The organism is Pseudomonas wuhanensis (assembly GCF_030687395.1).
GTDB lineage: Bacteria > Pseudomonadota > Gammaproteobacteria > Pseudomonadales > Pseudomonadaceae > Aquipseudomonas > Aquipseudomonas wuhanensis.
This window is the reverse complement of sequence record NZ_CP117430.1, coordinates 3,941,950-3,966,566: the sequence shown is the minus strand read 5'-3', so window position 1 is coordinate 3,966,566 and position 24,617 is coordinate 3,941,950. Positions and strand designations below refer to the sequence as shown.

The following is a 24,617-nucleotide window of genomic DNA, read 5'->3' as shown; positions in this document are numbered from 1 at the left end:
ACCCGGAAGTCGGGTCAACGGACGCAAAAATTCCTGGAAGGCGCAAATGACATCGACCAGCAGAGCTGGCCGATGTTTGGAACCGTCAGCCGCGATTAAGCGACTGGAACACGCCAGTCATCGGAACCCGAAGTACCGGATACTTCGTGGGTCCAGGTGATTTTGCGGTAGGTGAATTGCACTTCTTCCAGGTGCGTGAAGTGCGAGTTCGACGGATCCTGGCAGTTGTGCATTTTGTTGTTGATGGCGACGATGATCGCGTCTTCCAGTTTGGTGGTGTAGTAGTGCTCTTGGGTACCTTGAGCCGAAGTGCGGTACCACTGGATAACGATTTCGCTCATGCGCTCGCCGGAGGTCAGCGCCGCTTGCAGCAGTGGCGAAGACTTGTCGTATACCTTGGTGATCACGACTGGCTTGTGTACACGCTGACCGGTCGGTTGGCCGGACTGTGGGTCACGCGGGATGATCACGTCGTGGCTGAAAGCCTGAACCATGACCTGGTCTTCGTGACCTTCCTGGTAGGTGTTGCCAACGGAGTCGGCGGTGAACGCGCCGGCAGTGATCAGGCCTTGTTTTTCGCCAGTAACGGACATGTACGCTGGTGTAGCCATGGATGTGCTCCTTGCTAAAAGTTAGGGTGCCCGGGAGGCGGTATCGCCCGGTGGGTGCCTGACTGTTATCAAGGTTCGTGCCAGAAATGATTAACGCTATATAAATCAGGTGGTTGAATGGATTTATCCAGCGCCGAAAGAGTTTTCGGCAAGGATCAGTTGAAAAGGTGCGCAAGAAGTTGCGCACCACTGCGCAACTTCTTGCGCACTCGGCTGGAGGGCTTGATAAACCTGGCGTTCAGCTTCGCTAGAGGACTTTTCACCGAAATAGTTGCGCAACTTCTTGCGCATCAAGGCCATGAGCCGTCACCCCGACAATGGGCGCAACGAACAGCGCTGTCTGAGGGTCAAACCCAGCGCCGAGATCACTGAATAACCCTGAAATCGACTGGAGAACGACATGAAAATCCTGATGGTTTTAACGTCCCACGATCAATTGGGTAACACCGGTAAGAAAACCGGCTTCTGGCTCGAAGAATTCGCCGCACCGTATTACATCTTCAAGGACGCTGGCGCGCAGCTGACCCTGGTTTCACCCAAGGGCGGCCAGCCACCGCTGGACCCCAAAAGCGATGAGCCAGACGCGCAAACCGCGGCTACCGATCGCTTTCGCAAGGATTCCGCTGCCCAGTCCGCATTGGCGTCTACCGGGGTGCTGAGCACTGTGAGGGCCGAAGACTATGACGCTGTTTTTTATCCAGGCGGGCATGGCCCGTTGTGGGATCTGGCTGAAGACCCCTTTTCAATTGCGCTGATCGAGTCGTTTTTCAAGGCGGGCAAACCGGTGGCGGCGGTCTGTCACGCACCGGGGGTGTTGCGTCACGTCAAGGATGCAGACGGCCAGCCGTTGGTTAAAGGCAAGCGGGTGACGGGCTTCACCAACTCCGAAGAAGCCGCTGTGCAGCTGACGGATGTGGTGCCGTTTTTGGTGGAGGACATGCTCAAGGCCAATGGTGGTCTTTACTCCAAGGCCGATGACTGGGCGAGTTACGTGATCGCGGATGGTCTGTTGCTGACCGGTCAGAACCCGGCCTCGTCGGAAGCGACCGCCAAGGCTTTATTGGCGAAGCTGGGTTAAGCCCACATAGCCTGCGGGTCGAAAATTTTTATGTGGCGAGCGAGCTTGCTCCGGGCGGCGTTCCGACGCCGGGCTGCGCAGCGGCCCCAAAATTCTGCGTACGAGCGGAGATTTTGTGAGTGCTACGCACTCAAGCGGGAGCAAGCTCCCTCGCCACAAAGTACATTTGACTGGTCAAGTCAGACTCGGCAATCCCAATGTTTTGCAGCACTCATCAATCGACCGCCGCTGCGTCTCGGCATACAACCCCAACTCATCAATCGTCGATTTTCCCAAGGCCTTTTCGAACGCTTGCTGGTTCGAATGCACGCCATAGTGGGTTTGCGCGGCATCCCCCAGGTTCGACTGAAAAATCCCCGCCGCGCTGACCGGCAGGAAATCTTCGTACACCAGCGGTTCAACCCGCACATAGCCGTCGCGGAGCAAATCCTCCAGCGACGCGCCTTTCAGTTCATCCGCCGCCAGGCCTTTTTCTGTCACGAAGTAGCGAAAGTACGCCAGTTCCTGTTGGCGCATGGCCTCGACGGTGTCAGGGAATTCGCCGAAGTGCTGCGTCATTAGCGCGTTGTAGCGTGCGGCGTTGGCTTCGTTGGGGAAGTCCTTCAGTTCATCCCGGGCAGCGTTGAGCAAGCGGTCATAAAGCGCCCGGCCTTTGGGGGTGAGCGCCGCGCCGCGTTGCTCGATCTCACCGAAGCGGGCGCTGTGGCTGCCACGGGTTTCGGCTTGATCGGCAAACGCAATCGGCTCGTCCAGTGCCTTGAAGCTGGTTTGGCGCAGCAGGATCGGGCATTGGCGGCGGGGCGGGCCTTCGATCACCGCTTTGGGGGTGATGCCATGGGCGGGCATTTGCGCCTGGACGATGTCGATGTCCAGGGTGCGCGGTGTCAGGTGGTTGATGTGCGGGCCTTTGAACGCCACCACGTCGGCGATCAGTCGATGCTGGGCGCTGAGTTGCTGGTACTGCTCGGCGGTGACGGTGGCGCTGTGGTGCCAGCGGAAGGTTTCCAGGGCTTGTGCGACAAAGTCCTGCGCCTCGTATTCAGTCAGGCCACCTTGGGTTTCAGCGCGCTCAATGAGGGCCAATGCCGCCGGGGTGAAGATCGAGCGCGTGTCCAGCACCGACTGGGCAAAGGCCCGCAGTTCGGCGTCTTCGATCAGCTCCAGACGCAGCAGCGAGGTGAATACCCGGAACGGGCTGACCTGCAACGCCGCTTCATGTACCGCACGGAAAGCCGTGGAATGCACCGGCACGCCGGCCGGGGTCAGGTCGTAATAGCCTACCGGTTGCATGCCCATCACCGCGAACAGGCGGGCGAGGGTCGCCAGTTCAGCGGCGGTACCGACGCGGATCGCACCGTGGCGCTCCAGGTCCAGTCGCTGGATTTCGCCGGTGCTGTGCAACTGTCGGGCGATCTGCGGATCGCTGTCCAGCACGTGACGGTTGGTCTGTTCCACCAGTTCCATCAGCGCGCCATACAGCGGCACTTCTTCGCGGTACATGTCGGACATCGCTTTGGAGAAGCGTTGGCGGATCAGGTCGGGGCTGACGAAGTTCGGATGGCTCATGAAAAGTTTCCTGGCGCAGTGACGTAACGGATGCCGGAAAAGATCGCAGCCTTCGGCGGCGCCGACAAACGAAGTTTCTGACGAACTTCATTCTGCCAAGGACTGTTCTTGCCACTCAGGCTGTTCGGTTAACGCAGCACTTGGTCCACCAATTCGATCCAGTGCCTGACCGGCGTTCGTCCGGCGCTGTTGAGGTGGCTCTGGCAGCCGATGTTGGCGGTGGCGATGACCTCGGGATGACCGCTTTCAAGGGCGTTGAGTTTGTTGTCGCGCAGTTGCCGCGCCAGTTCCGGTTGGGTGATCGAGTAGGTGCCGGCCGAGCCGCAACACAAATGACTGTCGGGCACCGCCGTGAGATTGAAGCCCAACCGCGTCAGCACGGCTTCTACCGCGCCGCCGAGTTTCTGCGCGTGCTGCAAGGTGCAGGGGCAATGGAAGGCGATTCGTCGGTCGGTGGCGGCGCAAACCCGTTCCAAAGGTTCATCGGCCAACACTTGCACCAGGTCCAGGGCCAGTTCGCTGACCCGCCGGGCTTTGGCCGCATAGACCGGGTCACGCTCCAGCAAATGCCCGTAATCCTTGATGAAGGCGCCGCAACCGCTGGCGGTTTGCACGATGGCTTCGGCACCGTTTTCCAGGTGTGGCCACCATGCGTCGATGTTGCGTCGGGCACGGTCCAGGCCCAAGGCTTGGGCGTCGAGGTGATAGTCCAGTGCGCCACAACAGCCGGCGTCTGGCGCCGGAATCACGCTGATCCCCAGCCGATCCAGCACCCGCGCGGTCGCGGCATTGGTGTTCGGCGACAGACCGGGCTGCACGCAGCCTTCGAGCATCAGCACCCGGCGCGCATGCCGAGGGGCAGGGCGCTCGCCTGTGGCGGGGAGGTCGTGGGGCAACTTTGCCTCAATGCCCCGTGGCAGCAATGGCCGGAAGGTGGCGCCGATTTGCAGCAAAGTCCTGAACAGATTCGGATTCGGTGCCAGTGCCCGCAGCCCCTGGCGCAACAGCCGCTGACTGGCTGGGCGCGGCACCGCTTGATCGATCACGGCGCGGCCAATGTCCAGCAAGTTGTGATAATCCACCCCGGACGGGCAGGTGGTTTCGCAGTTGCGGCAGGTCAGGCAGCGATCCAGGTGCAACTGGGCCTGGGCCGTGGCGGGGGCGCCTTCGAGCACTTGCTTGATCAGGTAGATGCGCCCGCGCGGCCCGTCCAGTTCATCGCCCAGCAGTTGATAGGTCGGGCACGTCGCGTTGCAGAACCCGCAATGCACACAGGTGCGCAGAATCTTGTCCGCTTCTTCGGCGCGGGGCAGTAGTTTGGACTGTTCGCTGAGATTGGTTTGCATACTAGAGTTTCGCGTACATCCGCCCAGGGTTGAACAGCCCTTGCGGGTCCAGTTGCGCCTTGAGTTGCTGGTGATAACGCAGCAGTGCCGGGGCCAGCGGCTGGAAAGGCGTTTCGCTGACGCCATGGCTGAAACAGGTGGCGTGGCCGCCGAGTTCAAGGGCCCGCGACTGAATGTTGTCGGCCGCGGATTTCAACCAGCGTTGCGCGCCGCCCCAGTCGATCAATTGCTCACCGGGCAAGTCCAGAGGCCCGAGGTTGTTGGGCAGTGACAAGCGCCACAGCGGCAGGCCCTCATTAAAAAAGTCTAGTCGCTGTTCGTTCAGGTCGGCCCAATAACCAGAATCCAACGGTTCGCCGCCGAGCCGTTGATGGGCGGCCGTCACCGAACCTTCGCCGCCTTCCAGCCGCAGATACAAACGCTGGCCGTCGTGGCTGGCGGCGCTGATGGGCAGCGGTTGCTGGCCCCATTGCGCCAGATTGGCCAAGGCACGGTCGCAATCGATGTCCAGGCTGATGCTCAAGCATTGCCGGGGTTTGGGCAGCACTTTGAGCGAGACTTCGGTCAGCACGCCGAGGCAGCCATAACTGCCCACCATCAGACGCGACAGGTCGTAGCCGGCGACGTTTTTCATCACTTCACCGCCGAAGCGCAGGTGAGTGCCGAGGCCGCTGATCACCCGCGTACCGAGGACAAAATCCCGCACTGAGCCGGACCACGGCCGCCGCGGCCCGGACAGTCCCGCCGCGATCATCCCGCCGACAGTGGCGTCTTCGCCGAACGATGGCGGCTCGCAAGGCAGCATTTGTCCCTTTGCATCCAGTGCGGCAAACAGCTCGCTCAGCGGCGTGCCGGCGCGAACGCTGATCACCAGTTCAGTCGGGTCGTAGCTGACGATGCCGCGATGGGCGCGGGTGTCGAGTATTTCTCCGGCCACTTCACGGCCGAGAAACGCTTTGGTGTTACCGCCCTGAATGCGCAGCGGCGTGGCGTTCTCCCGCGCCTGTTTGACCTGCTCCAGCAGGGCTTCACTGGCATCGAAGTCCGGCATCAGAAACGCTCCAGCTCAGGAAACGGCAATTGCCCGGCGTGGATGTGCATCGCGCCGAATTCCGCGCAGCGGTGCAGGGTCGGGATATTTTTGCCGGGGTTGAGCAGGCCTTTTGGGTCGAACGCGGCTTTGACGGCGTGAAACAGGGTCAACTCGTCACTGTTGAATTGCGCGCACATCTGGTTGATTTTCTCCCGGCCAACACCGTGCTCGCCGGTGATGCTGCCGCCGACTTTCACGCACAGTTCGAGGATCTTGCCGCCGAGGGCTTCAGCCCGTTCCAGTTCGCCGGGCTGGTTAGCGTCGAACAGAATCAGCGGGTGCATGTTGCCGTCGCCGGCATGGAACACGTTGGCCACCCGCAAGCCGTATTCTTGCGCCAGGCGGGCGATGCCCTGGAGCACGCCGGGCAGTTCGCGGCGGGGGATGGTGCCGTCCATGCAGTAATAATCCGGCGAGAGGCGGCCAATAGCCGGGAAGGCATTCTTGCGCCCGGCCCAGAACCGCACGCGTTCGGCTTCGTCCCGGGCCTGACGCACCTCGCTGGCGCCGGCCTGTTGCAGCACCTCGCGGACTCGCTCGCAGTCGTCGTGGACATCGGCTTCGACGCCGTCCAGTTCGCACAGCAGGATTGCCTCGGCGTTCACGGGGTAACCGGCATGGATGAAATCTTCGGCAGCCCGGATTGCCAGGTTGTCCATCATCTCCAGGCCTCCGGGGATGATCCCGGCGGCGATGATTTCAGCCACCGCGCGACCGGCCTTTTCCACCGAGTCGAAGCTCGCTAGCAGGACTTTGGCGACCTGGGGTTTGGGCAGCAATTTGACCGTGACTTCGGTGATGATCCCCAGCAAGCCTTCAGAACCGGTGAACAGCGCCAGCAGGTCGAAACCCGGCGCGTCCAGCGAATCGGCGCCGAGGGTCAGGTGTTCGCCTTCGAGCGTCAGCACTTCAAGTTTCAGCAGGTTGTGCACGGTCAGACCATATTTGAGGCAATGCACGCCACCAGCGTTTTCCGCGACGTTGCCGCCGATGGAGCAGGCGATTTGCGAGGACGGGTCCGGCGCGTAATACAAACCGAAGGGGGCCGCCGCCTGGGAAATCGCCAGGTTACGCACCCCCGGCTGGACCCGTGCGGTGCGGGCGGCGGGGTCGATGTGCAGGATGTTGTTGAACCGCACCATCACCAGCAACACGCCTTTGTCCAACGGCAGCGCGCCGCCGGACAACCCGGTGCCGGCCCCGCGCGCCACCACCGGCACGTTGCGGGCATGACAGAGCCTGAGCAGCGCCTGCACCTGTTCCAGATGCCGGGGCAGGGCGACCAGCATCGGCGTGGTGCGATAGGCCGAGAGACCGTCGCATTCGTAGGGTTTGAGTTCTTCTTCGCGCCAGAGAATGTCCAGGTCCGGCACCTCCTGCTGCAAGGCCTTGAGTAACGCCGCCTTGTCGACATTGGGCAGAACACCGTCGATGCGTTCGTCGTAAAGAATATTCATCAATCGCGCCTCGTATAAATCGCCGAGCATCTCCCTCCGAATTATCCGCCAAACCCCCGTAGCGGCTGCTGAGCCTGCGAGGCTGCTGCTACGGGGCGGTGGGGGTCATGTGATGCTCCCCCAGAAACTCCCGGTACAACTGCGCCGTGTTGGTCGGCTGTTCAACCATCGGCATATGGCCGACGCCGTCCCAGATTTCCACCCGCAGATCGGCGATGCCCTTGCTCCAGACCGGCACGCTGCTGACGTCGATCAAGCGGTCCTTGCGCCCCCATAGGAGCAGCGTCGGGCATTTGATGTCGGGCAGTTTCGGCTCCATCGGCGGGCTGGCGTGGAAGTCCCTGAAAATTTCTTCCAGCTCGTCGCGCTGCTGTTCATAGCGCTGGGCGACGGCATCCAGCACGATTCCCGGCACCCACGGCGGGGAGGCCATGGTCATGGCGTAGAAATACTGGAACTCTTCACGGGAATGAATCAAAAACGGGTTGTGGCCGCGGGCCAGGTGTCGCTCCATATCGCTGAGCTCCGGGGCAGTGACGCCGGCCGGGTCGAGCAGCGCCAGCGAGATAATGCGCTCCGGGTAAGTAGCCGCCAGCCACGCCGCGATGTAGCCGCCCATGGAGTTGCCGATCACATGCACCTTTTCGACCCCGCAGATATCGAGCAACTGGATCAATCGTTTGGCCTGGACCGGAATGTCATAGCCACCGCCGGCCTTGAAGCCGGTTTCGCCGTGCCCCGCGAGGTCAGGAATAATCACCCGGTAGTCGTCGACAAAATGCCGGGCGAAGCGCAGCCAGATGTTCTTGTCGGCGCTGAAGCCGTGCAGCATCAGCACGCTGCTGGAGGCTTCGTAAGGCCCGCCTTGCCAAGTCGAGACGGTCATTTCGGGGATTGGCACGACAATTTTGTGCAACCGGTACAGCCGGGCCTCCAGCGCCATGTTCAAGTCATAGAGCCAGTAACCGATGGCCGGGTAGCTCAACCAGCTCCAGGCCACGAAGACGGCGATAGTGACAACCAACAAAAGCATCAGGCTATTCCTTTGCAGTGATCAGGACAGAGTGTGGTCAGCGGGTTCGAGCGCCCGAGTCAATGGGTGATAACTGCCTCTTTGCGCCGCGACACTCTCTTTGTAGCAGCTGGCGAAGCCTGCGTTCGGCTGCGAAGCAGTCGTCAAACCAGAACTCGCGGTGCAATAGGCAAATCGCATCAGCCGGATTCACGACTGCTTCGCAGCCGAACGCAGCCTCGCAGGCTCGGCAGCTGCTACTGCCGAACGCGACATTCGCCAGGGACTACGGACCTCCTCTTCATCGTTGTTTATCGATCCCTCCCTTCATGTATAGACCAAACAGTGGGCATTCAGCTCATGGCGAGGCCATGCTATTCAGACCGCCAACCGGTGATGGCTATTTGCCGTTGCCCTGATAGACTTCAAACAAACTTTCAATCCCGTGTGTTGTCAGGCTCCGTTCAGTGGTACAGAGGCCTCTATGGAAAAAAAGGGAGGAAAGGGACTTTCACTGGCCAGGAGGCTTTATGGGTCGCGAATCCTGGGGCTGGCCCTTGGATTATTGTGCGTCGGTGCAGGGATGTCCCCACTCAACCCGGCGCCTTGGGTCTGGGGGGTGATGCTGTTCAACGGGCTGCTCTGGCCGCATGTGGCCTATCAATGGGCGCGCCGGGCGGAAATTCCTTTTCGTGCCGAACACCGCAACATCCTGGTGGACGCGTTTCTCGGCGGTTTCTGGGTGGCCGCCATGCAATTCAATCCGCTGCCCAGCGCGGCAACGCTGTCGATGATGGCGATGCACAACGTGGCCATCGGCGGTTTGCGTTTTCTGTTGGTGGGCGCCGTCGCGCAGATACTCGGGATCGGCGTCGGGCTGCTGGTGTTCATGCCGGCTTTTGTCCCGCAAACCAGTCCGTTTCAGCTGTACGCCTGCTTGCCTTTGCTGTCGATTTATCCGATGTCCCTGGGCTGGATCTGCTTCCATCAGGCCCATACTCTTGGCCGCCATAAGCGCGAACTGTTGGCCCTGAGCCGCACCGACAGCCTGACTGGCCTGCTGAATCACGGCGCCTGGAAAGATCAGCTGGAAATCGAGTTTCAGCGTTGCCAACGCCAGCAGCAGGGCGGGGCGATCGCTTTGATCGACATCGACCATTTCAAAATCATCAACGACACCTACGGCCATGTCGCCGGGGACATCGTCCTGCGTCAACTGAGCAAAATGCTCAAGCAGAACCTGCGCGCAGCGGATGTCGCCGGGCGCTATGGCGGCGACGAATTTTGTGTGCTGCTGCCGGATCTGCCGCTGGACCGCGCCGCCGTGGCGATGGACGCGCTGCGTGATCGTTTCGCCACGTTGGGTTACGAGCAGAACCCTGCGCTGAAAGTCAGTTTGAGCATTGGCCTGGCGGCCTTCAACCCGGCCCACGACGACGCGACCCTGTGGCTCAACGACGCCGACCAGGCGCTCTACGAAGCCAAGACCACCGGCCGCAACCGCGTCATCTGCCACAGCGATGGTAAACCGCATAAGGCATTGCTCGATTCGGTGTAACCCAGTAACTACACATTCCCTGTGGGAGCGGGCTTGCCCGCGATGACGGCGGCACATTCAACATCTCTGTGATTGTCAGACCGCTATCGCGGGCAAGCCCGCTCCCACAGGAGATGTGTGGTCATTGAGGTTTGTGTACGTCGCATCCGGTGTAGAGCCTTGCGTCGTAGTCAGGTAGGGTATTTTCGACCCCCGACACGAAACAAGGATCGATTCATGACGTTCAAGCTCCCGCGCTCCCTCCTGGCCACCAGCCTCGGCCTGACCCTCGCCCTCGGTGCTTTCTCCCCGCTAGTCTTGGCCGAACCGCACAAACAAGTCCTCGCCGATGCCGAACAGTACAAGGGTGAAGCCCTGAAACTGCTGGAGCGGCTGGTGAACATCGACTCCGGCTCCGGCTATGAACCGGGCTTGACCCAGGTGAGTGACATCGCCATCGAAGAGTTGAAGAAGCTCGGTGCCACCATCGAACTCGTGCCCAACACCCCGGACAAGAGCAACCATGTACTGGCCACGCTCAAAGGCACCGGCAAGGCGAAAATCCTGCTGATGGCGCACATGGACACCGTGTTCAAGGAAGGTTCGGCCGCGGCGCGCCCGTTCCAGATCAAGGAAGGCCGCGCGTATGGGCCGGGTGTGATGGACGACAAGGGCGGCATCGTCGCCGGGATCTATGCGCTGAAAGTCCTGAAAAACCTCGATTTCAAGGATTACGCGCAAATCACCTTCCTGCTTGATGCCAGCGAAGAAACCGGCTCGGATGTCGCCACTGACCTGATCAAGAAAACCGCCAAGGCCCACGACGTGACGCTCAACCTCGAACCGGGCCGCCCGGCGGATGGTTTGGTGGTGTGGCGCAAAGGCAGTGCCACCGCCGTGGTCGAAGTCAAAGGCAAGGCATCCCACGCCGGCGTCGCGCCGGAACTGGGGCGTAACGCCGCCATGGAAGCCGCGCACCAGATTCTGCAACTCGGCAAACTGGGGGATGCGCAGAAGAAAACCACCATCAACTTCACCGTGCTCAATGCTGGCGATCGCACCAACGTGATTCCGGATCAGGCCACCGCCAAGGCTGACGTGCGGGCAGCGGTGCCGGAAGAGTTCGACCGGATCGAAAAGGACCTGGTGCGGGTTTCCAAGGACAAACTGATTCCCGAGACTGAAGTCACCACCACCCTTAAACGCGGCTTGCCGCCGATGCCGCAAACGGCGGAGTCGGATCGCTTGATGGCCATGGCTCAAGGGATTTACGGCGAAATTGGCCGCAAGTTGACCGAAGAAGGCAGCGGTGGGGCCGCGGATGCCAGCCTCTCGGCCGGGGTGGGCACACCGACGCTGGACGGGTTCGGGATTGTCGGCGGGAATATCCATACGCCCGAGGAATATGCCGAGGTCGAGAGCGTGGCGCCGAGGATTTATCTGTTGTCGCGGATGATTATGGAGTTGACTAAAGCCCGTTGATTCGGGAGCAGGCAGGGTGACGAATATTCTTCATATCGGGACGTCACCGTGCCTACCTCCTGTTCAGGCTACTCCGCCCCCAGCAATGACAACGCGTGTTCGTAGAACGCTGTCTCCTGCGTTGCGATGCCGGGATACGTGGGCAAGTAGTCCTCGTCAAAACACCAGGCCTGAGCACTGGTCGTTGGCGGCGCATGAATGATCAGGCTTAGTGAAGAGGACATGTCCCGGGGCGGCAGCTGTCGATGCACTTCGTAATAAGGTTGCATGTGCATCACTTCGCCTTGGGCGAGTTTGAGTGTTGTTTCGTCGCCCAGGGGAGGGCGAATGCCGGCGCGTAATTGCGTCTGATCGAGGATTTTGCGCTTGATGGTGGTGTAGCCATCGCCGCTGTAACCCACCGCGTAAATCTCGAAATCGTGGGTGTGGTTCAAGTTGTAGATAAACGTTTCGCTTTCGTCCCGGCTAGACACTGGAGCCCAGAAACCGAGACGGACGGTATAGGCATCCGAGTAATGCAGCACAAAGGCATAGGCGTTATACAAACTGTTTTTGGTGCTGTACCCGTCACGTTGAAGGGTGTTGTAAAGGTGTTCGCTCAGCAATGTTCTGTTGGTGGCGAGTTCGCGCAGGTCAGCGATGATGTGTGACTTGTCTTGATGGAGGTCGTACGTGTCCATGCGTTCAACAAAGGTGGCCAATTTCATGCGATCTCACCCGCGTGCTGATCCAGTAAATCATTGAGTCGAGTGTTTTGCAGGTTTCTTAAAAGAGGCGCATAACCCAGCGCTGCGGCGGGATTTACCAGATGAATCATCTGGAACGCCTTCCATGCGACGGCGGGGTGATAGTGATAAATCAGTTCTTCAGCCACTTTGCCGGCTCCGGGATCCTGGGCTGCCTCCAGCAATTCCAGGCTGACCAGATAGCGGGCGGCGCTGTCGTCATGAGGGAACCAGGCAGTTTTTTGCAATGACACGCGATCAAAGACGTAAATGTCGGCGCTCTTGTCAGGAAAATTAAGACTGCCGATAAATGCGGAGTGTCCAGTGCCGTGCGCATTACTGTCGAACAGGGTCTGCGTGCCGTCGATGAACAACGGGTTACCGGCATCTACGATGACCAGCTCTGCGCGAGTCAGATGTTCATCTTCGAGCTTGTAAAGTTGAAGGAAAAACGGTTCCGCGTTGATCGAAAATAAAACACTGTTGCCGGGTACGGAATAGAGTTGTTCAGACGCCGGTGCGTTATCAGGTGCCTTGAGACTGATATTGCCACTTTTGTTGCAATGTAAAGTCAACGTTCCAGTGTGGGTGTTTGTCAGTCTCAGTATTTCCGCACAGTGAGCCGAATCAAAAGTGCGTGCTGTTTTTTTAGGTAATTGGTCTGCCAGTTTTTTTACTTCGGCAGTCATATTCAGTGTGTTGATGCTGGCAATAAGTTGTGAAGGCGTCAAGTGAGTGTTGAGCAAGGTTTTTATCACGAAAAATTTGCCTTTGTTTTTATGGTTTTTAATGATGAGAGGATAGAATCGTTCAGTTGTTGTTATTGAGGTGGGTGCCTTTTATGTATCAAGCCCGTTAGTTGTAAGCAGACGTCAGAGGCTGAGTGCTATGGCCGCTGACGTCTATCTAACAGATGGGGGACATTGCTATCAGGCAGGTTCGAGCATCGCGCTCAACTGCCAGTAGCACTTGATTACGTGAAGGTTGCCAACATTAAGGCAGGGGTATACTTCCCCATCAGTTCATGCCGTGGTGTTTTCTGGTCGACGCGGCAATGATGTTTTTTTCGCGTGAAGGGATTGCAGCCCCGGTAATCGCTCTACGGTCTTAATCCTTGGCGGGAACGTTCCAGAATTTCTTGATTTCGTGAATGTTACCTATGTTAAAGCGGAGCCCATCCCAGCCAGGACAGTTGGCCTCATGGTTGGATTTTGTCGGCGTGTTGATAACTTTGGCTTCGGCGCGTAATAGCGGGGTATTTTGCCAGTTGCTAGTAGTGGTATTCATAAGTAGTTCCTTGTGATTGTGAGTTGGGCGAGGATGAATCGCTCGGAATTTAAGTAGTGGCGTTGCATTAAGTTGTTGCTTTCAGGGTTAAATGTTTTTTTGTTATTTAACGGTTTTGAGATTATAGAGGGCGATATTTAATATCAACTCTGGAGTTGTTATTAAATATTGGTGTTTGTTTTCAGGTGTGTATTCCCTGGCAGAAACAGATGACAGCCATTCGGCCCCAATTTCCTTGCAACCCTGCCGGTGACATTGCGTCTACCGGCTGAATCACAAGTCGCTTTAGGCGCCGAAGTCAGAGAAGACTCATTCCTTGACGCTCATGAACTCTTCCGCCCAACGAATGTAGTCCTCAGGCTGCGTGTACGTATGCGTCAGCTCAGTGGCGCTCAAGTCCGATGCCTGAGTGAAGATCTGCCGCTGTTCGCGCAGGCTGTCGTAAGTCGCCTTGATCGCCGCGAAGTAGGCGCCATGGCCGTCGATGGTGACGCGCACGCCCAGTTCGGCCAGGCGATTGTCGTCGCGCAGCAGCGGGTTGCCGTAGGTGACCAGCATCAGCGGCACGCTCAGGTGCTCGGCGATTTGTTCGAGGTGGTCGAAGTCCCGCACGCCCACCATGCAAATCCCGTCTGCCCCGGCCTGTTGGTATTGCTGGGTGCGGCTGATGATTTCCTGAACCGGCAGGATCCCGGCATTGGTCCGCGCAATGATCGCCATTTCCGAGTCGACCCGGGCTTCCAGAGCCGCGCGGATCTTGCCGACGCCTTCCGCCACCCCGATCAGGTCAGTGGATTTGCGGCCGAATTGCGCGGGCAGCAAGGTGTCTTCAATGGTCAGGGCGGCCACGCCAGCGCGTTCGAGCTCGACGATGGTGCGCATGACGTTAAGCGCGTTGCCATAGCCGTGGTCGGCATCGGCGATGACCGGCAATTGGGCCACGCGGCCGATGCGGGTGGCCTGCTCGGCGAACTCGCTCAGGGTGATCAAGGCAAAGTCGGGGGCGCCCAGTACCTGCAACGACGCGACCGAACCACCGAGAATCCCCACTTCAAAACCCAGGTCAGCGGCGATGCGTGCCGACATGGGGTCGAAGACCGACGCGGTGTGATAGCAGGCGTTGGAAGCGAACAGTTGGCGGAAATTACGGCGCAAATCTTGATGTGACAGCCTGGACATATGAGTTCCACCAATACAAAGGAATGGAAGGGCTTGAGCAAAAGTGTCAACGCCGAAGGAACAAAAGGCTATCACGGTGAAGGGTAAAGAATGATGACGAATTTTCCGTGCAAGGAATGCGAGATCAAAAGATCGCAGCCTGCGGCACCTGCTACACGTTACGCCGCCACCGCCTGCTGCTGTTGGTTGCGCAGCGGCACGGCGCGGACCGAGTTGCCGGGTTGCAGTTGCAGGCGTTTGGCGGTGAGCCGGTCGACGATCAGGTTGTTACCGACCAGCCGCGCCCGGGCGGTGGTGATGCGGCAGTTTTCCAGGCGGCGATTGTGGATCAGCCATACCGGCGCCTGGTCGTCGGGCGTGCCGATGGCCAGCTCCAATCGTTGGCTGTCACGCACCGTGCGGATTCTCGACACCGGGGCTTCGATCACCGGGCCTGCGTCGAAGATGTCGATGTAACCCTTATGAGCAAACCCCTCGGCAGTGAGGATCTTCAGCGCAGGTTCGGTGTGCGGGTGCGGCTTGCCGATCACCGCCTGGGCCTGTTCGGTGAGCAGGCAGGTGTAGAGCGGCTGGCGTGGCATCAGTTCAGCGATGAATGCTTTGTTGCCCAGCCCCGACAAATGATCGGCATGGCTGAAATCCATCTTGAAAAAATGCCGGCCCAGGCTGTCCCAAAACGGAGAGCAGCCTTGTTCGTCGGCACTGCCGCGCAGTTCGGCAATAAGCTTGTCGCCAAACAGGTGGGGGAACTCGGCAACGAACAGCAGGCGCCCCAGCGACAGCAACCGACCATTATTGCCGTGACGTTGATCGTGTCGCAGAAACAGCGAACAGATTTCCGATTGGCCGGTCATTTCGTTATTCAGAAACAACGTGGGGATCTGGCGCTGGATACCCAGATCCGGCGACGAGCTGACCGTCAGTCCGACCCGGTAGTTGTACCAGGGCTCCCGCAGGCCGACAGCCCCCGCCAGGGCACTGACGCCGACCACTTGTTGATCGTCGTCTTCAAGCACGAACAGGTAATCGGCATCCGCACGTTCGACCTGTTCGGCAAAGGTGCGCTGGGACCAGCGCACTCGGTGGGTCAGGCGTTCCTCACTGGCCGGCAGGGTGGTGACCCTGGGGGCGGCCCGTTGCACCAGATCCAGCAGGGCGGGCAGGTCGGTGACTTGAACCGGACGGACAATCATGATGCAGCTCCTTCTTCGCGCTTGTTCGGGCGCTGTCGTTGGGCACGGGGCCGGTGGCGGCTCACAGGGCGATCAACCGGATCGCGCTGGCGTCGGTCACATTCAGGGCCGCGCACATCTCGGCGCTCAAGGCCACGGGTTGCCCGGCGTGGTAGTCCAGCTCGGCAACAATTGCGCGGTAGTCCTTCAACGAATCGTTGCTCACCAGGTAGCTGCTCACCAGGGAACTACCGCGGGCATCAATGGCCGAGCCAGGGTGCACCGTGCCGGTCTGGCTTTGGGCGATGGAGCGAATGTTCGAGGTGCGTGCGTACAACGTCGGGCCACCGTCGAACAGGTCGATGTAGCTGTTGGTCTCGAAGCCTTCGCGTTCAAGAATGTCGAAGGCCTCCTGACCGTCAGGATGAATCCGGCCGATACATTCCTGTGCCGCCGGGGGCAGCATCGGCACGTAGATCGGGTATTGCGGCATCAGTTCGGCGAGAAATGTCCGGCTCTGCAAACCACAAAGCCGCTCGGCCTCGACGTACGGCAGGTCGAAGAAATGCTTGCCCAGCGCATCCCAGAACGGTGACTGGCCCTGTTCGTCGCTGTAGCCAACGATTTCGGTGATCACCGCTTCGGCAAAGCGCGCCTTGTAGGCGGCGATGAACAGCAGCCGCGCCCGGGACAGCAATTCGGAAAACCGCGTGCGTTCCAGCGCCGCGTCGATATGGAAACCGCGCAGCAAAGTATGACCACTGAGGTCGTGGCACAACGACAGCGCCGGCACCCCGTGCTCGATGTTCAGCTCCCGTGAGGTGCTGGTGAAATGACGGTTGCGCAAACTGTAGAACGGCTCGTTGAACCCTGCGGTGGCGAGGATTTCCGAGCAGCCGACCAAATGGCGAGTCGTGAGATTTTCCAGCACGAAGAAATAGTTCTCCGGGCCAGGACCCTGGACGTCTTTCTCGAACGAAGCGCAGGAGGCGAGAATTTTCTCGCGCAGGCGTTCGGTGTCGTCCGGCAAGGACGTGACCCCCACCAGACTGTCGCGCGCCAGTTGCTGCAACTGGGGCAGGTCGGTTAACTCCACTGGGCGTAAGACCAGCATGGATGTACTCCTGTATCAAAGGGTTCGGCGATTTGCACCGAACCTGACTATCACTGTCGGTTTCCACGCGTTAAATCGGCAGTCGCCTGAATTCATGTCAGACGCTGCCCTTTTTCTTGTCAGCCATTGCTTGGGTCGGGTAGGACCGTGCTGGCACCCAGTTTGTTGAGGAAGAATAGATAGACCAGCCCCAGGGCAATCCAGATCAGGCCGAGTTTCTGTGCATCGACGCCCATGTTGTACATGATGGCTGCGACGATGATGAAGCCGATCACCGGGCAGAGCAGGTGACGAATCACCTGGCCGGACTTCTGCCGACGCCAGTAATAGTTGATGACGGTCAGGTGCAGCAACATGAAGCCGCTCAGGGCGCCGAAGTTCACCAGGGAGGTGAGGGTGTCCACCGAGTTGATGAACAGGTAGCAGATCACCAGCGACAGCGCCGCCACCAGATAGATGCTCACATACGGCGTGTTGTGCTTCGGGTGCACCTTGGCCAGCACTTTCGGCAGTTTGCCGTCCCGGGCCATGCCGAACAGCAGGCGCGAAACCGCCGCTTGCGAGGTGATCGCGACCGCGACGCCCCAGGCCAGGGCGGTGGCTACGGCGGTCAGGGTCGCCAGCCAACTGCCAGCGGCGATTTCGGCGATTTCATAGAACGCGGTGTCGGCGGACTTGAAGCCCAGGCCGGCGGCCAGGTCGGTAGCAATCCAGGTCTGCACCACGAAGATCACGCCCATCACCAGCAATGTAATCAGCGCAGCCTTGCCGACGCTGCGGCCCGGGTCTCCCTTGATCTCTTCGGCGAGGGTGGAAATCGCATCGAAACCAAGGAACGACAGCACCGCAATCGACACCGCTTGCATCAGCAGGGCGAAGTTGAACGTCTCGGGGTTGTACAGCGGCGCCAGAGTCAGTTGACCGTTACCGCCGCCGTTGTGCAGGGCATTCCAGGCGTAGAACAGGAAGATCCCCAGCACCACCAGTTGCGCCAGTAGAAAGATGATGTTCATCCGCGCGGTGAAGGTGATGCCCCGCAGGTTGACGAAGGTGGCGCTGACCAGAAAGGCCAGGATGAAGCCGACTTTCGGGATGTCCGGGTACAAATGATTCAGCGCCATCGCCGCGTACACGTAGAGCAGCGGTGGAATCAGCAGGTAGTCGAGCAACATCAGCCAACCGGCGATAAACCCGACATGCGGGTTAAGCCCGCGTTGTGCGTAGGAATACACGGAGCCTGCAATCGGAAAGGCCCGGGCCATGCTGCCGTAACTGAGGGCGGTGAACAGCATCGCCACCATGCCGATGATGTAGGCCAGCGGCACCATCCCCGGCGCTTCGGCGTTGACGTAACCATAAACGCCGAACGGGGCGATGGGGATCATGAAGATCATCCCGTACACCACCAGGTCTGTCAGCGACAGGCTGCGTTTCAACTCTTGCTTGTAGCCGAATTCTTCAATTTCCATGAAGCCCTTCTCCTTGATGAAAGCAGCTGCACGCTGCGAGTTCGAAGCTATTGCTCTACAGCAGTGGCGCCAGATAGTCGGTCCAGCGACCGATGTTTTCGGGGGTGCGCAGCAGATCGTTGCGTACCTCGATCAACACCGACTCAAGCCCTCGTGCATCGCCATGAACCGGCACGGTCATGTCACCCAGCGGATCGACTTTGTACGGTTGATTCCCGGCGACTTTCAACGGGTGCAGGCTCAACCCGTCGATCACTCGCTGGGCGTACTCCTCGGCCTGTCCGTACAACACGCCGGCTTCCAGCGACCTTGGCTGGCCGTAATAAATCGGCGTGAAACTGTGAATCCCTACCACGCGAACCGGTCGACCTTGCGCCACACGGGCGTCGATCAAGGTTTGCAGGCGTGCATGAAACGGCTTGAACAGGCAGTGCCGGCGATAGTCGCGGGTGGCCTCGTCCAGATCCCGATTGCCCGGCACCTGATAAATCTCGCTCTGCAACGGAATGCTGTCCGGCGCATGGCGCGGGCGGTTGAGGTCGATCAACAGCCGTGAATAATTGGCCGCCAACAGGGTCGCGCCCAGTGCTTCGGACAAGCCCTCGGCCAGCGCCAGGGCACCGATGTCCCAGGCGATGTGTTCGCGGGCGGCTTCATGGCTCAAGCCCAGGTCATTCAACCCCGCCGGGATAAAACGGCTGGCGTGTTCACACACCAGAATCAGCGGGTGCCCGGAGGCTTCCCGGCTCAGCGTGTACGCAGGCTGGGTATAGAGCCCCCGTTCGGCGGACTCAGTAAAGGCGCGCATAGTGCTCACAAAGATCGGCGGGCGAGAGCTGTTCCGTCAGCCTCAGTTCCTCGGTTTTAAGGGCGAACCAGGTGTCCAGCAAGGCGCTCGGCAGGGCTTCGATCAGCGCTTCGCTGTTGCGCAGGCATTCCAGGGCCTGGGACAGGGACCCGGGCAGGGCGACGATGCCGCGGGCCTGGCGTTGCTCTTCGTTCAGGGAGTCGGGGACTTCATCGGTGATCGCGTTCAGGGCCAGTTGCTGCTCGATGCCCAGGCGCCCGGCGATCAGCAACGCGGCCATGGCCAGATGCGGCGAGGCGGTGGCGTCCATGGCGCGAAATTCCAGGTTGTACTGCGCCGCCACGGCTTTGCCGCCCAGGCTCACGGTCGGGCAAATCCGCAGCGCCGCTTCGCGGTTGCGTTGGCCGAGGCAGGCGTAGGAAGCGCTCCAGTGATGGGGCTGCAAGCGCTCGTAGGAAACCGGTGTCGGTGCGGTAAAGGCGCAGAGCGCCGGCAAATAATGCAGAACGCCGGCGGCCCAATGCTGGCCGAGGGTCGACAGGCCGTTGGTGGTGCCGGCGTCGTACATCACCGGGTGGCCGGCCAGATCCTGCAGGCTCACGTGCAAATGCACGCCATTGCACACCGCCTGCTCGGAGGTCTTGGGCGCGAAACTCAGGTCCAGGCCCATTTGCCGGGCGATCTCCCGGGTGATCTCGCGCACGTTCACCGCGCGATCGGCGGCGGCGACGCCAAGGGCCGGGCGGCAGGTGATTTCGTATTGGTGCTTGCCATATTCCGGCAGGAACATTTCCGGTTCCACACCGCCGGCACGCAGTGCGCTGAGCAGCCAGCCGCCGAACTCGGCACCCTGGCGCTGAGCCTCAAGAGAGAACGCCAGATGCTCAGCCGCGCCGCTGCCGAGGTTGAATTCATGTTCGAACGCGGCGTTGATCTGCAGTCCCAATTCATCGCGATAACGCTCCACCTCGTTGCGCAACAGCGTGCGCGGGCAGGCGCCCCACGGGCGGCCATCGGTTTCGCGAATGTCGCCGTGAATGAAGTCCAGCGCCGGGGCATTGGCATCCGGGCCGTTGTTGACGGTCACCCGGCTGCTCAAGTCGGGGATCAACCGCAAGTCGCCATAAGCACCCCATGGATTGCTGGAGGCGATGATGTCTTGCGGGGTCAGGGCGCTGTTGGCCGGCACCCAGCCGCAGCCCGCCATTTGATAGGCATCGAGTTCGTCGGTGGGAAAGGAACGGCCACGTGTCACGCCAATCAGGTCGGTGGTGACGATCGTGGTCATCGGCAGTGGCGACAGGCGAGCGCTCATGGCTGCATCTCCTGCAACCGGCGGAGCACGGTTTGGGTGTCGGCGATCCAGCAGTAGCCCTTGATGGCGTTCAGGCAGGCGTGATGCCGTTGTTCGGTGTAGGTGGCGCAGGCATCTTCGACCAGCGTCACCAAGTAACCACGGTCGGCGGCGTCACGCACCGCCATGTCGACGCACTGGTCGGTGACGATGCCGGCGATGATCAGGTGCCGGGTTTCAAGGTTGCGCAGCACGTAGTCGATGTTGGTGGAGTTGAAGACCCCGGAAGAGGTCTTGGGCAACACGATTTCGTTTTCGACCGGCGTCAGGTCATCGATGATTCGCGCTTGCAGGCTGCCCTTGGGCAGGTGCATGTCCGAGAGTTTGTGGTCCAGCGAGCGGTCGCGACCATCGGCGGTGAGGCTCTCGATGAGCGTGTGCAGCACGTTTTGCCGGGCGCCGCGAAAGGCACTGAGCAACCGGCGTTGATTGGGCACCACTTGCATGTGGGCGCGGGTCAGAAAGTATTCGGCATCCGGCCCGTTGAGGTGCGGGTCGAACTGCGGCTCGAGCCAGGCACGCTGCATGTCCACCAGCAATAGTGCGGTGTGGTCGGCGGCAAACGGCAAGTCCCGGGGCGAGTGGTGGGGGAGCGTGAACATCCTTATTTATCCTCCAGCAGGTGAGTGTCGAAGTCGGTCCGCAGGGCATCGATGCCTTCCAGGCGCTCGGCGAGATCGGGGCTGCGCAGAGACAGACAGGCAACCAGTGCTTCAACCTGGGCCAGCGCCGGAACCATCGAGTCGAAGGCCGACGCCGATTCCACCGGTGCGCTGATGATCAGGTCGGCCATTTCCCGCAGCGGTGACGCGTAGATATCGGTGAACAGCACGACCCGCGCATGCCGGCTCTTCGCAGCATTGGCGACCCGCAGGGCCTGGGACTGGTAGCGGCGATAGTCGAACACCAGCACCACGTCCTGACGCTGCACGTCGAACAGCCGGTCCGGCAATTGCGCGTTGTCTTCCAGGGCAAAACAACCGGGCCGCAGCAGGCGCAGATGGTTGAGCAAATAGTTGGCGAGGAAACTGCTGAAGCGGCCGCCAAAGCAATGGACCTGATGGCGGGTGTCGAGCAGCCATTCGATCAGAATTCGTACATCTTCGGGTTGAGTCAGCGCCTGGGTATCGACCAATGCCCGATGACTGTTCGCCAAATAATAGTCCCAGGGATCATCTTTCTTGAGATGGGCGCGGGGTTGCAACAGGGTACTGGGGGAGCGCAGGCGGTCATCCATGTCGCTGAGCAAGGCTTCCTGAAAGTCGGCATAACCGCTGAAACCAAGCTTCTTTACCAACCGCACGATGGTCGGATCGCTGACACCGGCATGTTCGGCCAGACGTGACATCGGGCCCAGCCCGTTACGCGGGTACTGATCCAGCAAGGCACGTATGACTTTGCGTTCCGATGGCGTGAGTTCCAGGCCGGGATCGGTGATCAGGTCTCTGAGAGAGGGCATCCGGGCTCCTGCTGGATGAATGTGTCGGTTTCATTTCATAAATTGCTAAAACAGTATTTATGTAACGTGTGCTACATGTCTAGTGAATTTTCGCATGGATTTTAAAAGCCGCAAAATGGGGCGAAAACCCCGTGCGCCGGGGGCTACGCGGATGTCGACTGACGTTGTAGGACATCGCCCATAGTGGTGTCAGAGATCGCTACTTATGGGGGATAAAAAGGGGCCGCCAACCCGATCGACTGTTTGAAACGAAGCGCCCTGGATCGCGCTTCTTGCGGCACAATGGGCCGATTACTCGTAGCATCGTGCCGTTTTCCATCCTATCGACAGAGTGATCTTCCGTGCAGGCGACCCGCTTGACCCTGATGTGCCACGCTCGAACCGTCGCACAAAAATTGGCGTGTTTTCCTACGAATGAGCCGTTGGAAATGGATTGGCAATCGGCGAAGGGTTCGCGTTGCCGCCAGTTCAAGGGCACACCCCGTTTGCTCTGTGGCCCTGAACGGCGGACCCGGCAAACCGCTGAGCTGTTTGGCGGCGACGTGGAGATTGTCGCGGCACTGGCAGATTGCGATTTCGGGCGCTGGAAAGGCACGTCGATCGACGACCTGCAAACATCCGAACCGCAGATGCTGCAGGCCTGGCTCAATGACCCGACCTCGGCGCCTCACGGTGGAGAATCGGTGTCGCAACTCGGTGAGCGGGTGGCTGCGTGGTTGAGTACCCTTGAGGCGACGCCGGGGCATATCGTTGCCATCACCCATCCTTTTGTCATTCGCGCCGCACTGATGCAGGTGTTGCAGGGGGCGGCGTTCAACCAGATCGACGTCGAACCGTTGTCGGCCATCGAGTTGCGGTTCAACGGTCGCTGGCGGTTACGCTTGATGGGCACGGAACCTGAGGGAGCACGTTGATGAAAAAACTTCTGGTCATCGGTGTCGGCGCCGGCAACCCCGACTACATCACCATGCAGGCGGTGAAGGCGCTGAACCGTGTCGATGTGTTTTTCCTCATGGACAAGGGCCAGAGCAAAGACAAACTGATCGACCTGCGCCGCGAGATCTGTGAGCGCTACATCACCGATCACGACTACCGCTTTGTCGAAGCCCATAGCCCGGAGCGGGAGCGCGGGGATGTGGACTACAAGGCCAGCGTCGAAGATCTGAACCGCGCGAAGCAGCAGACCTTCGAGCGGCTGATCAACGAGGAAATGACTGACGACCAGTGCGGCGGTTTTCTGGTGTGGGGTGATCCCGCGTTGTACGACAGCACCATTCGGATTCTGCAGGCGATTCTGGCGTCAGGCCGGTGTGTGTTCGAGTTCGAGGTGATCCCCGGAATCACCAGCGTGCAGGCGTTGGCGGCGCAACATAAGGTGCCGCTGAATCGCATCGGTCGCTCGATTGAAATCACCACCGGCCGGCGGTTGGCGGCGGGGCAGGTGAGTGACGCCGACAGCCTGGTGGTGATGCTGGATGCGCAAGATGCCTACCATCACGTGGCCGATCAGGAGACGGAGATTTACTGGGGGGCTTACCTGGGGACGCCGGATGAAATCCTGATCAGTGGCAAACTCAAGGATGTCGCGGATGAGATTGAGCGAGTGCGCAAGGCGGCGCGGCTGGCGCATGGGTGGATCATGGATACCTATCTGTTGCGAAAGTCTTGAGATAATTGATGTCTGATGTGACGCTTTCGCGGGCAAGCCCGCTCCCACAGTGGATCTCTATTGAGCACAAAACTTGTGTACGACGCAGACTTTGTGGGAGCGGGCTCGCCCGCGATGAGGCCCTCAAGCACACCTCAAGAAATCGCCTTTACCTCACGCCCAAACCGCTCCCGATACACCGACGGTGGCACGCCGACCACGCTGCGAAACGCCACCCGGAAACTCTCCACCGATCGATAACCGCAGTGCTGGGCAATCTGCTCGGTGTTCTGGCGGGTGCTCTCCAGCAACTCGCGGGCCCGGGCCAGGCGCTCATGTTGCAACCATGCCTTGGGCGGCAGGCCGCTGGCTTCGGTGAAGCGCCGCAGGAACGTGCGCTCACTCATGGCCGCCTCGCTGGCAAGGTCGCGAACCTCCAGCGGTTCGTGCAGACGTTCCCGTGCCCATTGCATGACCCGCGACAGATCGCTGCGTGGCGTCGGGCTGACCGGTGACGGAATGAACTGCGCCTGACCGCCGGTGCGTTGCGGCGACATCACCAACCGTCGCGCCACCGAGTTGGCCACCTGAGTGCCGAAATCCCGCGCGACCAGGTGCAGGCAGGCATCGATGCCCGCGGCGCTGCCGGCCGAGGTGATCAATTGGCCGGAATCGACATAGAGCACATCCGGGTCCACTTGAATGTCCGGAAAACGTTCGGCCAGTTCAGCGGTGTAGCGCCAGTGTGTCGTGGCGCCGTGACCGTCGAGCAAACCGGTGGCCGCCAGGACGAATACCCCGGAACAGATCGACAGCAATCGCGCGCCCCGGGCATGGGCCTGGCGCAGGGCGGCGAGCAAAGGTTCAGGCACCGCCGCGCTGCGATCGCGCCAACCGGGAATGATAATGGTCCGGGCCTCCTCCAGCAGTTCCATCCCGCCGTCGGCCAGCACCTGAATGCCGCCCATGGCGCGCATCGGCCCTGGGTCGACAGCGACAATACGATGCTCATACCAAGGGAAATCGAACTCCGGCCGTGCCAGACCGAAGATCTCCACGGCGATGCCGAATTCGAACGTGCAGAGGCCGTCGTAGGCCAGAATCGCGACCAATCCAGGGGTGGGCTGCATTTGGCGGAAAATTCCCGGTGAGTGTCTTGTGCGCCACTGTAGCGATAAGCGCGGGGCAGATAAAGTCTTCCCACACCCACCGAGACTTTG

24 protein-coding genes are annotated in these 24,617 nt (G+C 60.1%); 5 read left to right on the top strand and 19 right to left on the bottom strand.

Going from position 1 to position 24,617, the window contains the following annotated elements:
* Positions 1 to 95 precede the first annotated feature (95 nt).
* Positions 96 to 611 (bottom strand): Hcp family type VI secretion system effector, encoded by a 516-nt coding sequence (locus PSH88_RS18145; protein ID WP_007900657.1) that lies wholly within the window; start codon positions 609 to 611, stop codon positions 96 to 98.
* Positions 612 to 734: 123 nt separating this feature from the next.
* Positions 735 to 911 (bottom strand): hypothetical protein, encoded by a 177-nt coding sequence (locus tag PSH88_RS18140; protein ID WP_305421872.1) that lies wholly within the window; start codon positions 909 to 911, stop codon positions 735 to 737.
* 100 nt (positions 912 to 1,011) lie between these two features.
* Between PSH88_RS18140 and PSH88_RS18135 the strand changes: the two genes are divergently transcribed.
* Positions 1,012 to 1,689, top strand: a complete 678-nt coding sequence (locus PSH88_RS18135) for a type 1 glutamine amidotransferase domain-containing protein (RefSeq protein ID WP_305421870.1) — start codon at positions 1,012 to 1,014, stop codon at positions 1,687 to 1,689.
* Between the two features lie 174 nt (positions 1,690 to 1,863).
* On the opposite strand, the gene hglS is transcribed toward PSH88_RS18135, so the two are convergent.
* The 5 genes from hglS to PSH88_RS18110 all read right to left on the bottom strand — a co-directional run bounded on the left by hglS (position 1,864) and on the right by PSH88_RS18110 (position 8,184).
* Entirely contained in the window at positions 1,864 to 3,255 is a 1,392-nt protein-coding gene (hglS, locus tag PSH88_RS18130) for a 2-oxoadipate dioxygenase/decarboxylase HglS (protein ID WP_305421869.1), read from the bottom strand.
* A 128-nt stretch (positions 3,256 to 3,383) separates the two neighbouring features.
* On the bottom strand, positions 3,384 to 4,601 hold the full coding sequence (glcF, locus tag PSH88_RS18125) for a glycolate oxidase subunit GlcF (protein ID WP_305421868.1): 1,218 nt from the start codon (positions 4,599 to 4,601) through the stop codon (positions 3,384 to 3,386).
* 1 nt (position 4,602) lies between these two features.
* Positions 4,603 to 5,652 carry a glycolate oxidase subunit GlcE gene (gene glcE / locus PSH88_RS18120; protein ID WP_305421867.1) on the bottom strand — a complete coding sequence of 350 codons (1,050 nt, stop codon included), beginning with the start codon at positions 5,650 to 5,652 and terminating at the stop codon, positions 4,603 to 4,605.
* Positions 5,652 to 7,151, bottom strand: a complete 1,500-nt coding sequence (gene glcD, locus PSH88_RS18115; protein WP_305421865.1) for a glycolate oxidase subunit GlcD — start codon at positions 7,149 to 7,151, stop codon at positions 5,652 to 5,654. Before glcD ends, glcE begins: the two co-directional genes overlap by 1 nt.
* A gap of 88 nt (positions 7,152 to 7,239) precedes the next feature.
* Positions 7,240 to 8,184, bottom strand: a complete 945-nt coding sequence (locus tag PSH88_RS18110) for an alpha/beta fold hydrolase (protein WP_305421864.1) — start codon at positions 8,182 to 8,184, stop codon at positions 7,240 to 7,242.
* Positions 8,185 to 8,647: 463 nt separating this feature from the next.
* On the opposite strand from PSH88_RS18110, the gene PSH88_RS18105 reads away from it, so the two are divergent.
* Both PSH88_RS18105 and PSH88_RS18100 read left to right on the top strand, forming a co-directional pair.
* Complete coding sequence (locus PSH88_RS18105) at positions 8,648 to 9,721, top strand: diguanylate cyclase (protein WP_305421863.1); 1,074 nt, start codon at positions 8,648 to 8,650, stop codon at positions 9,719 to 9,721.
* Positions 9,722 to 9,937: 216 nt separating this feature from the next.
* Complete coding sequence (locus PSH88_RS18100; RefSeq protein ID WP_305421862.1) at positions 9,938 to 11,182, top strand: M20/M25/M40 family metallo-hydrolase; 1,245 nt, start codon at positions 9,938 to 9,940, stop codon at positions 11,180 to 11,182.
* A gap of 68 nt (positions 11,183 to 11,250) precedes the next feature.
* On the opposite strand, the gene PSH88_RS18095 is transcribed toward PSH88_RS18100, so the two are convergent.
* From PSH88_RS18095 to PSH88_RS18045, 11 genes are all read right to left on the bottom strand, one after another.
* On the bottom strand, positions 11,251 to 11,889 hold the full coding sequence (locus PSH88_RS18095; protein WP_305421860.1) for a transposase: 639 nt from the start codon (positions 11,887 to 11,889) through the stop codon (positions 11,251 to 11,253).
* The gene (locus PSH88_RS18090) at positions 11,886 to 12,665 is read right to left on the bottom strand and encodes a hypothetical protein (protein ID WP_305421859.1); all 780 of its coding nucleotides are present in this window, start codon (positions 12,663 to 12,665) and stop codon (positions 11,886 to 11,888) included. The genes PSH88_RS18095 and PSH88_RS18090 overlap by 4 nt, the downstream gene beginning before the upstream one ends.
* Before the next feature lie 349 nt (positions 12,666 to 13,014).
* Positions 13,015 to 13,194, bottom strand: a complete 180-nt coding sequence (locus PSH88_RS18085; RefSeq protein ID WP_305421858.1) for a hypothetical protein — start codon at positions 13,192 to 13,194, stop codon at positions 13,015 to 13,017.
* Between the two features lie 309 nt (positions 13,195 to 13,503).
* Positions 13,504 to 14,373, bottom strand: a complete 870-nt coding sequence (locus PSH88_RS18080; RefSeq protein ID WP_305421857.1) for an isocitrate lyase/PEP mutase family protein — start codon at positions 14,371 to 14,373, stop codon at positions 13,504 to 13,506.
* 158 nt (positions 14,374 to 14,531) lie between these two features.
* Complete coding sequence (gene astA, locus PSH88_RS18075) at positions 14,532 to 15,566, bottom strand: arginine N-succinyltransferase (RefSeq protein WP_305421856.1); 1,035 nt, start codon at positions 15,564 to 15,566, stop codon at positions 14,532 to 14,534.
* Between the two features lie 61 nt (positions 15,567 to 15,627).
* Entirely contained in the window at positions 15,628 to 16,659 is a 1,032-nt protein-coding gene (locus PSH88_RS18070) for an arginine N-succinyltransferase (protein ID WP_305421855.1), read from the bottom strand.
* A gap of 119 nt (positions 16,660 to 16,778) precedes the next feature.
* Entirely contained in the window at positions 16,779 to 18,128 is a 1,350-nt protein-coding gene (locus tag PSH88_RS18065; protein ID WP_305421853.1) for an APC family permease, read from the bottom strand.
* 55 nt (positions 18,129 to 18,183) lie between these two features.
* A complete protein-coding gene (locus PSH88_RS18060; RefSeq protein WP_305421852.1) occupies positions 18,184 to 18,936 on the bottom strand; it encodes an N-formylglutamate amidohydrolase in 753 nt (250 codons plus the stop codon).
* Complete coding sequence (locus PSH88_RS18055) at positions 18,920 to 20,251, bottom strand: type I glutamate--ammonia ligase (RefSeq protein ID WP_305421850.1); 1,332 nt, start codon at positions 20,249 to 20,251, stop codon at positions 18,920 to 18,922. The genes PSH88_RS18060 and PSH88_RS18055 overlap by 17 nt, the downstream gene beginning before the upstream one ends.
* Positions 20,248 to 20,892 (bottom strand): cysteine hydrolase family protein, encoded by a 645-nt coding sequence (locus PSH88_RS18050; protein WP_305421849.1) that lies wholly within the window; start codon positions 20,890 to 20,892, stop codon positions 20,248 to 20,250. The genes PSH88_RS18055 and PSH88_RS18050 overlap by 4 nt, the downstream gene beginning before the upstream one ends.
* Before the next feature lie 2 nt (positions 20,893 to 20,894).
* The gene (locus tag PSH88_RS18045; protein ID WP_305421848.1) at positions 20,895 to 21,749 is read right to left on the bottom strand and encodes a MurR/RpiR family transcriptional regulator; all 855 of its coding nucleotides are present in this window, start codon (positions 21,747 to 21,749) and stop codon (positions 20,895 to 20,897) included.
* Between the two features lie 341 nt (positions 21,750 to 22,090).
* On the opposite strand from PSH88_RS18045, the gene PSH88_RS18040 reads away from it, so the two are divergent.
* A complete protein-coding gene (locus PSH88_RS18040) occupies positions 22,091 to 22,663 on the top strand; it encodes a histidine phosphatase family protein (protein ID WP_305421847.1) in 573 nt (190 codons plus the stop codon).
* A complete protein-coding gene (gene cobF, locus PSH88_RS18035; RefSeq protein WP_052965177.1) occupies positions 22,663 to 23,418 on the top strand; it encodes a precorrin-6A synthase (deacetylating) in 756 nt (251 codons plus the stop codon). The genes PSH88_RS18040 and cobF overlap by 1 nt, the downstream gene beginning before the upstream one ends.
* 134 nt (positions 23,419 to 23,552) lie before the next feature.
* On the opposite strand, the gene ftrA is transcribed toward cobF, so the two are convergent.
* Positions 23,553 to 24,527, bottom strand: a complete 975-nt coding sequence (gene ftrA, locus PSH88_RS18030) for a transcriptional regulator FtrA (RefSeq protein WP_305421845.1) — start codon at positions 24,525 to 24,527, stop codon at positions 23,553 to 23,555.
* Positions 24,528 to 24,617: the final 90 nt, after the last annotated feature.